Genomic DNA, 7,668 nt, shown 5'->3' with positions numbered 1-7,668 from the left:
CGGATCTCCCCATGTCGAAGCCCATTGTCACCCGCTTCGCGCCCTCGCCCACGGGCTATCTGCATATCGGCGGCGCGCGCACGGCATTGTTCAACTGGCTTTATGCCCAGCACACCGGCGGCACGATGCTGCTGCGCATCGAAGACACCGATCGCGAGCGCTCGACCGATGCGGCAACGGCCGCGATTCTCGATGGCTTGAAGTGGCTCGGCCTGACCTGGGAAGGGGAGCCGATCTCTCAGTTCGCGGGCGCCGAGCGTCACCGCGAGGTCGCCGAGGAGCTGGTGGCCAAGGGGGCTGCTTACCGCTGCTATGCCACGCCGGCCGAACTCGACGAAATGCGCGAAAAGGCCAAGGCCGAAGGTCGCCCACCGCGCTACGACGGCCGTTGGCGCGACCGCGATCCGTCCGAGGCCCCTGCCGGTGTGAAGCCCGCGATCCGCATCAAGGCCCCGCGTGAGGGTGAAACCGTTGTCATGGACCGCGTTCAGGGCGAAGTGCGCTTTCCCAACAAGGATCTCGACGATTTCATCATCCTGCGCTCGGATGGCAACCCGACCTACATGCACGCCGTCGTGGTGGACGATCACGACATGGGCGTCACCCATATCATCCGCGGCGACGACCATCTGACCAACGCCGCGCGCCAGACCGTGATCTACCAGGCGATGAACTGGGACGTTCCGGTCATGGCGCATATCCCGCTGATCCACGGTGCGGACGGTGCCAAGCTTTCCAAACGCCACGGCGCGCTCGGCGTCGAAGCCTATCGCGAGATGGGCTACCTGCCAGAAGCGCTGTGCAACTATCTCGCACGCCTGGGCTGGAGCCATGGCGACGACGAGATCATGACCATCGAGGACATGGTCCGCTGGTTCGAGATCGAGGACGTCAACAAGGGTGCGGCGCGCTTCGACTTTGCCAAGCTGGAAGCCGTAAACGGCGTCCATATGCGGCGCATGGATGATGCCGCCCTCACCGCAGCCCTGATTGACACGCTGCCCTACCTGCCGAACGGCGAGGCTACTTTGGCGAAGCTGGATGATAGCAAGCGCGAACAGCTCAGCGCTGCCATGCCGGGCTTGAAAGAACGTGCAAAGACGCTGGTGGAGCTTGCCGACAGCGCCGGCTACCTTTTTGCCGCTCGTCCGCTTCCGCTCGACGAAAAGGCGGCGCAAATCCTTGATGCCGATGCACGCAAGGTGCTGAGCGAGGCGCACGATGCTTTGTTGTCCGTAGAAGACTGGTCGGCGGCATCCGCGGAAGCTGCCGTTCGCGAGGTTGCTGAAAAAGCAGGCTTGAAACTCGGCAAGGTCGCGCAGCCGCTCCGCGCTGCATTGACTGGCCGCAGCACGTCGCCCGGCGTGTTCGATGTACTGGCTGTGCTCGGAAAGCAGGAGTCGCTAGGCCGTCTTTCTGACCAAATCGGTTAGGGTTGGAACAACTCAGTTGCAGTGCACTTATGGCAGTGCAACATTAGATGCCGGAATCCTTGGCACGCCCTGCTGAATACGATAGCACTGCCCTGCCTGCGGGTTTTCGCCACACTTCGGCAATTTTTCCGCCATGGCGTCTTCCAGTAATGAGAAGGACTTTGCGATGACCGACGCGAACGCTGATTTTAGCCTCAACGGTAAATCTATTAATTTGAAGGTCCGAAAGGGCTCGGTCGGGCCGGACGTGGTCGATATCGGCTCCTTGTACAAGGAAACCGGGGCCTTCACCTACGATCCCGGGTTTACTTCAACCGCATCGTGCGAGTCGGAAATCACCTATATTGATGGTGATGAAGGCGTGCTCCTGCATCGCGGCTATCCTATCGAACAGCTGGCAGAACAGGGCGACTTCCTGGAAGTCTGCTATCTGCTTCTTTACGGCGAACTGCCGACGCGCACGCAAAAGGAAGATTTTGACCTGCGCGTGACACGCCACACCATGGTGCATGAGCAGCTTGGCTGGTTCTTCCGCGGCTTCCGCCGCGATGCGCATCCGATGGCCGTCATGTGCGGCGTGGTTGGCGCGCTTTCCGCCTTCTACCACGACTCGACCGACATCTCGGATCCCCAGCAGCGCATGATCGCCTCGATCCGCCTGATCGCAAAAATGCCGACGATCGCGGCGATGGCCTACAAGTACCATGTCGGCCAGCCGTTCGTTTATCCGAAGAACGAGCTGAACTTCGCGGCGAACTTCCTCCATATGTGCTTCGCGGTTCCATGCGAGGACTACAAGGTGAACCCGATCCTGGCGCGCGCCATGGAGCGGATCTTCATCCTGCATGCCGATCACGAGCAGAACGCCTCGACCTCGACCGTGCGCCTTGCCGGTTCCTCGGGTGCCAACCCCTTCGCTTGTATCGCTGCCGGCATTGCCTGCCTGTGGGGTCCGGCGCATGGCGGCGCCAACGAAGCGGCGCTCAACATGCTGGGCGAAATCGGTTCGGTCGACCGCATTCCGGAGTTCATTGCCCGCGCCAAGGACAAGAACGATCCGTTCCGCCTGATGGGCTTCGGTCACCGCGTCTACAAGAACTACGATCCGCGCGCCAAGATCATGCAGAAGACCACGCATGAGGTTCTCGGCGAGCTCGGCATCAAGGACGATCCGCTGTTGGACGTCGCGATGGAGCTCGAAAAGATCGCGCTGACCGACCCGTACTTTATTGAAAAGAAGCTCTACCCGAACATCGACTTCTATTCCGGCATCACGCTGAAGGCGCTCGGCTTCCCGACCACCATGTTCACGGTGCTGTTCGCCGTTGCCCGCACGGTTGGCTGGATCGCGCAGTGGAAGGAAATGATCGAGGATCCGAGCCAGAAGATCGGCCGTCCGCGTCAGCTTTACACCGGCTACACGCAGCGCGATTACACACCGATCGCCAAGCGCTGATCGGCTACGAACACGAAGAAGCCCGGCCTCAACGCCGGGCTTCTTTCGTTATATGGGCAAGATAATCGACCTGGCTCCGCAAGTGTTGGACGCTCCGGCGTCATCTTTCTGACGGATCAAATGATCCGACAGGCGCGCAGCAGCTTTAACAGCCGCAGCACCGCGGGCAGCCGATTGAAGGCGACGTAGACCAGACGTTGTTCCCCGCCATAGATGTCCTTGTGCTGCGATAAAGAGCGGACAGGGTACAAGAAGCGATTGGTGAAGTCGTTCGTATAAAAGAAGCGAAAGCCGCGCCGCGTCACCCAGTTCTTGTTGAACTCCTTGTCTTCTATCAGGTGAAAGGGCGACAGGCCGAGATGCAGGTTGCGGACGCCTTCAGCCTGAAAGGTCTCGATCGCCGCGCGCATCAGCAGATAGCCGGCTAGAGGATCGGTGTCCGGTAACCATCGCCGTGTTGCGGAGAGATAACCGACAACCTGCCCCTGCTCGTAAACCGGATCGAAGAAGGCAAAGCCCTCCGGCTCTCCTCGTGCGTTGAACAGCACGAATTTACGAGCGCCGGGTTCATCGTCGAGCACGACCGGTCGTACGAGGAAGCGCAATTCTCGGCTCTTCGTGGCCTTTGACCGCCGCCAGGCGTCGGATACCGCCTGCAGCTTTTTCGCCATCTCGCCCGCGAGCGGAACTTCGCGCACGGTGTGACCGCTGGCTGCAAAACGGTTTGCGGCCGTTCGAAAGCTACGGCGCGACGGCCCCTTGAACGAGAAGCTGCGGAGGTCGACGACAGTTTCCGACCCGAATGCATTCACGAAGAAGCCGCGCGCGTTGAGCAACGCGGCCGTGGCATGCGAGATCTGCCAGAAGCTGACATCCCGGTACTTGGCCATGAAGGCATCGATCAAGGCGCCGTGGTGATCCGTCGGCGCAACAGGATCGGCGAGCACGAAAGCAGTGCCGCCTACCATCTTGTAGCTGAGGAAGCCATTCTGATCGCCGAAATACAGCAGATCAGGCTGGAACGCGGCGGAGTAGGCCACGGGGAAGCGTCCATGCTGTTCGAGCAGCGCGCGGCGCTTGGATTCGGGATGTGCATTCATCCCGGCGACAGATAGGAAAACCCTGTGCTCGAACAGAGGCAAAACGCAGAAAAAAGCTGCGGCCGCCTTTTACACGAGTTCGACTTCGAGAACCCCTGGCACTGCCTTGATGGCTGACGCCATGCGGGGCTCGATCCGGTATCGGTCCTGCAACTGGACCTCGATCTCGCCCTGCCCGCCATCCTTGACCACGACGAAACTGACTTGGCCCTCACCACGCGTGTTAAGCTGGTTCGACACGATCTGGATGGGAGCGGCATCGCGCACGAAAACGCGTAGTGCCTTCTGCACGCGGCTGGCTTCCTCATCGAGCGACTGTACCGTCTGGATGCGCAGGTTAACACCCTCCGGCCTGTCTTCGGCTGCTACGGTAATGACCAGCGAGGTACCAGGCTCCAGGAAGTCGCGATACTGCGCCAACGCCTCGGAAAACAGCACGGTCTCATATTGTCCCGATGAGTCGGACAGCATGATGATGCCCATCTTGTTGCCGGTGCGAGTGCGCCGCTCCTGCTTGGAAGTCACGGTGCCGGCCAGCCGACCGGCCGTGGCACCCTTCTTCACCGCTGCCTGGAAGTCGCTCCAGTTCTGGACGCGCATCTTTGCGAGAACACTGCGGTATTCATCGAGGGGATGGGCCGAAAGGTAGAAGCCGATGGCCTGGAACTCGCGCTGCAAACGGTCCGCAGGCAACCAGGCATCAGCGGGCGGCAGATAAAGCTTCTCTGGCTGTGCAGCGGCACCGCCGAAGATGTCACCCTGCCCGCTGGCGGCATTTTCCGCGGCGCGTTGGGCCATGCCCATCATGCGCTCGATGCCGGCCATCAGTGCCGAACGGTCATAGCCGAAGCAATCGAAAGCGCCGGCCTGGATCAGGCTTTCGAACACACGCTTTCCGACGATCTTGCAGTCGATGCGGGTGCAGAAATCTTCCAGCGAGGAGAACTGGCCTTCCTTGCGCTTCTCGACGATGTGGTCGACCGCATGTTCGCCAACACCCTTGATGGCTGCCAGCGAATAAAAGATCTTGTTCTCGCCGACTTCGAAGATGCGGTGCGAGGTCTTGACCGAAGGCGGCACGACTTCGATGCCGAGGCGCATCGCATCCTGCCGGAAGTCAGATAGCTTCTCCGTGTTGTTCATGTCGAGCGTCATCGACGCCGCCAGAAACTCCACGGGGTAATGGGCTTTGAGATAGGCGGTCTGGTACGAAACGATCGCATAGGCTGCGGCGTGCGACTTGTTGAAGCCGTAGTCGGCGAACTTGGCGAGCAGGTCGAAGATGAAGTCGGCTTGCGGCTTGGTCAGCCCGTTTTTCACCGCGCCTTCCACGAAGCGCACACGCTGCACCTCCATCTCGGCGCGGATCTTCTTGCCCATAGCGCGACGGAGAAGGTCGGCTTCGCCCAGCGTATAGCCGGACAGAACCTGCGCGATCTGCATGACCTGCTCCTGGTAAACGATGACGCCCTGCGTCTCCTTCACCAGGTGGTCGATCATGGGATGGATGGAGGCGATCTCCTCCTCGCCATGCTTGCGTGCATTGTAGGTCGGGATGTTCTCCATCGGACCCGGGCGATAAAGCGCCACCAGCGCAATGATGTCCTCGATGCGGTCGGGTTTCATGCCGATCAGCGCCTTGCGCATGCCGGCGGATTCCACCTGGAACACCCCGACGACTTCGCCGCGCGACAGCATCTCGTAGGTTTGTCTGTCGTCCAGCGGCAGGCGTGGCAGATCGATGTCGACTCCACGCCGCTTGATCAGGCGCACGGCATTTTCGAGCGTGGTCAGCGTCTTCAGGCCGAGGAAGTCGAACTTCACCAGACCGGCCTGTTCGACATATTTCATGTTGAACTGCGTGACCGGCATGTCCGAGCGGGGATCGCGATACATCGGCACGAGTTCCGACAGTGGCCGATCACCGATCACGATGCCGGCGGCGTGTGTGGACGCGTGGCGGAACAAGCCTTCGAGCTTCTGCGCGATGTCGAGCAGGGTTTGCACGATCGGCTCGCGGTCGATCTCTTCCTGGAAGCGCGGCTCGCCCTCGATCGCCTTGGCCAGCGTCACCGGGTTGGCGGGGTTCGCCGGCACCATCTTGCAGAGACGATCGACCTGGCCATAGGGCATCTGCAGCACTCGGCCGACGTCGCGCAGCACGGCGCGCGCCTGCAGCGTTCCGAAGGTGATAATCTGGCCGACCTGATCGCGGCCATACTTGCCCTGAACGTAACGGATCACCTCTTCACGCCGGTCCTGGCAGAAGTCGATGTCGAAATCGGGCATCGAAACGCGGTCGGGGTTCAAGAAGCGCTCAAACAGCAGTGAAAAACGCAGCGGATCGACGTCCGTGATGGTCAAGGCATAAGCAACCAGCGAGCCCGCGCCTGAACCGCGACCCGGGCCGACCGGAATGTCATGCGCCTTGGCCCACTTGATAAAGTCCGCCACGATCAGGAAGTAGCCGGGAAACTTCATGCGCTCGATAATGCCGAGCTCGAATTCCAGCCGTTCGGAATATTGCTCGGGCGTGTAGCCCGGCGTCATGCCGAAATGCTCGAGGCGGTAGGCCAAACCTTCGCGCGCCTGCCGCTTGAGTTCGTCGGCCTCTGCCCTGACCGCCTCCTCGGCATCTGCCACATCGCCACCCGTAAAGCGCGGCAGAATCGGCTTGCGGTTCTTCGGGTAATAGGAACACCGCATGGCGATCTCGACCGTGGAGTCGATCGCCTCGGGCAGGTCGGCAAAAAGCCGGCACATGTCGGCCTGGCTTTTGAGGTAGTGATCCGGTGTCAGGCGACGGCGGTTATCTTCCGCAACGACCGAGCCTTCCGCGATCGCGACCAGCGCGTCATGCGCATCGTAATCGTCGCGCTTGGGGAAATAGGCTTCGTTGGTCGCTACCAGCGGCAGGTCATGGCTGTAGGCGAGGTCGATCAGCCCTGCCTCGACCTGTCGGCTATAGCCTTGCTGGCGTTGCAGTTCGACATAAAGCCGATCGCCGAAGATCGCCTTCAGCTTCTCCATGCGCGCTTCGGCGAGAGGGCGCTTGTCGGTGGCCAGCATGCAGCCGATCGCCCCCGTGGGGCCGCCGGTCAGGCAGATCACGCCATCCGCCAGCTCCTCCATCCATTCCATGAGGATGTGCGGTGCGACGACGTCCGGATGATTCAGGTAGGAGCGGCTGACGAGCCGCACGAGATTGGCGTAGCCGGCTTCGGTCGCGGCAATCAGGATGACCTGATAGTAGGTCGGGCCGTTTTTGCGCGCCGAGCGTGAGGTGTCCGGCTCCTCGTCATCGAAGCAGACGTCGAGCTGGCAGCCGACGATCGGCTGCACGCCTTCCTTGGTCGCCTTCTGGGCAAATTCCAACGCGCCGAAGAGGTTGTTGGTGTCGGTAATGGCGATGGCCGGCGCGGCATCCTTGACCGCATGGCCGACGATCTTGCCGACCGGCAACGCGCCTTCCAGCAGCGAATAGGCGGAATGCACGCGCAGATGGACGAAGGGACGAGCAGGCGTCTCCGGCAATGCGGCCTTGACCGCCGCTTCGCGCTTTAGCGGATCGCGTGGAAGTTTGTCGCTCATAAGGATTCCGGCTGCCGGCAGGACTCAGATGTCGTGCCGGCATTGTCCGGGATCAAGAGCGCAGGGTCGAGTCAAAACGGCTGGGAAA

General features: G+C 61.1%; 4 protein-coding genes. 2 read left to right on the top strand and 2 right to left on the bottom strand.

Going from position 1 to position 7,668, the window contains the following annotated elements; genetic code table 11:
• Positions 1–11: 11 nt before the first annotated feature.
• Together gltX and gltA are read left to right on the top strand one after the other, a co-directional pair.
• Entirely contained in the window at positions 12–1,433 is a 1,422-nt protein-coding gene (gltX, locus tag RTX98_RS09010; RefSeq protein ID WP_312796100.1) for a glutamate--tRNA ligase, read from the top strand.
• A gap of 166 nt (positions 1,434–1,599) precedes the next feature.
• Positions 1,600–2,889: a citrate synthase gene (gene gltA, locus RTX98_RS09005; RefSeq protein ID WP_312796081.1), complete on the top strand. Its 1,290-nt coding sequence runs from the start codon at positions 1,600–1,602 to the stop codon at positions 2,887–2,889.
• 116 nt (positions 2,890–3,005) lie between these two features.
• Here the strand turns inward: gltA and RTX98_RS09000 are convergent, their stop codons facing one another.
• Both RTX98_RS09000 and dnaE read right to left on the bottom strand, forming a co-directional pair.
• Positions 3,006–3,989, bottom strand: a complete 984-nt coding sequence (locus tag RTX98_RS09000; protein ID WP_312796080.1) for a DUF2156 domain-containing protein — start codon at positions 3,987–3,989, stop codon at positions 3,006–3,008.
• A 69-nt stretch (positions 3,990–4,058) separates the two neighbouring features.
• On the bottom strand, positions 4,059–7,580 hold the full coding sequence (dnaE, locus tag RTX98_RS08995; RefSeq protein ID WP_312796078.1) for a DNA polymerase III subunit alpha: 3,522 nt from the start codon (positions 7,578–7,580) through the stop codon (positions 4,059–4,061).
• Between the last annotated feature and the right edge of the window lie 88 nt (positions 7,581–7,668).

The sequence above is a fragment of the Tianweitania sp. genome (assembly GCF_032053605.1).
GTDB lineage: Bacteria > Pseudomonadota > Alphaproteobacteria > Rhizobiales > Rhizobiaceae > Tianweitania.
This window is presented reverse-complemented; position numbering and strand designations above follow the sequence as displayed.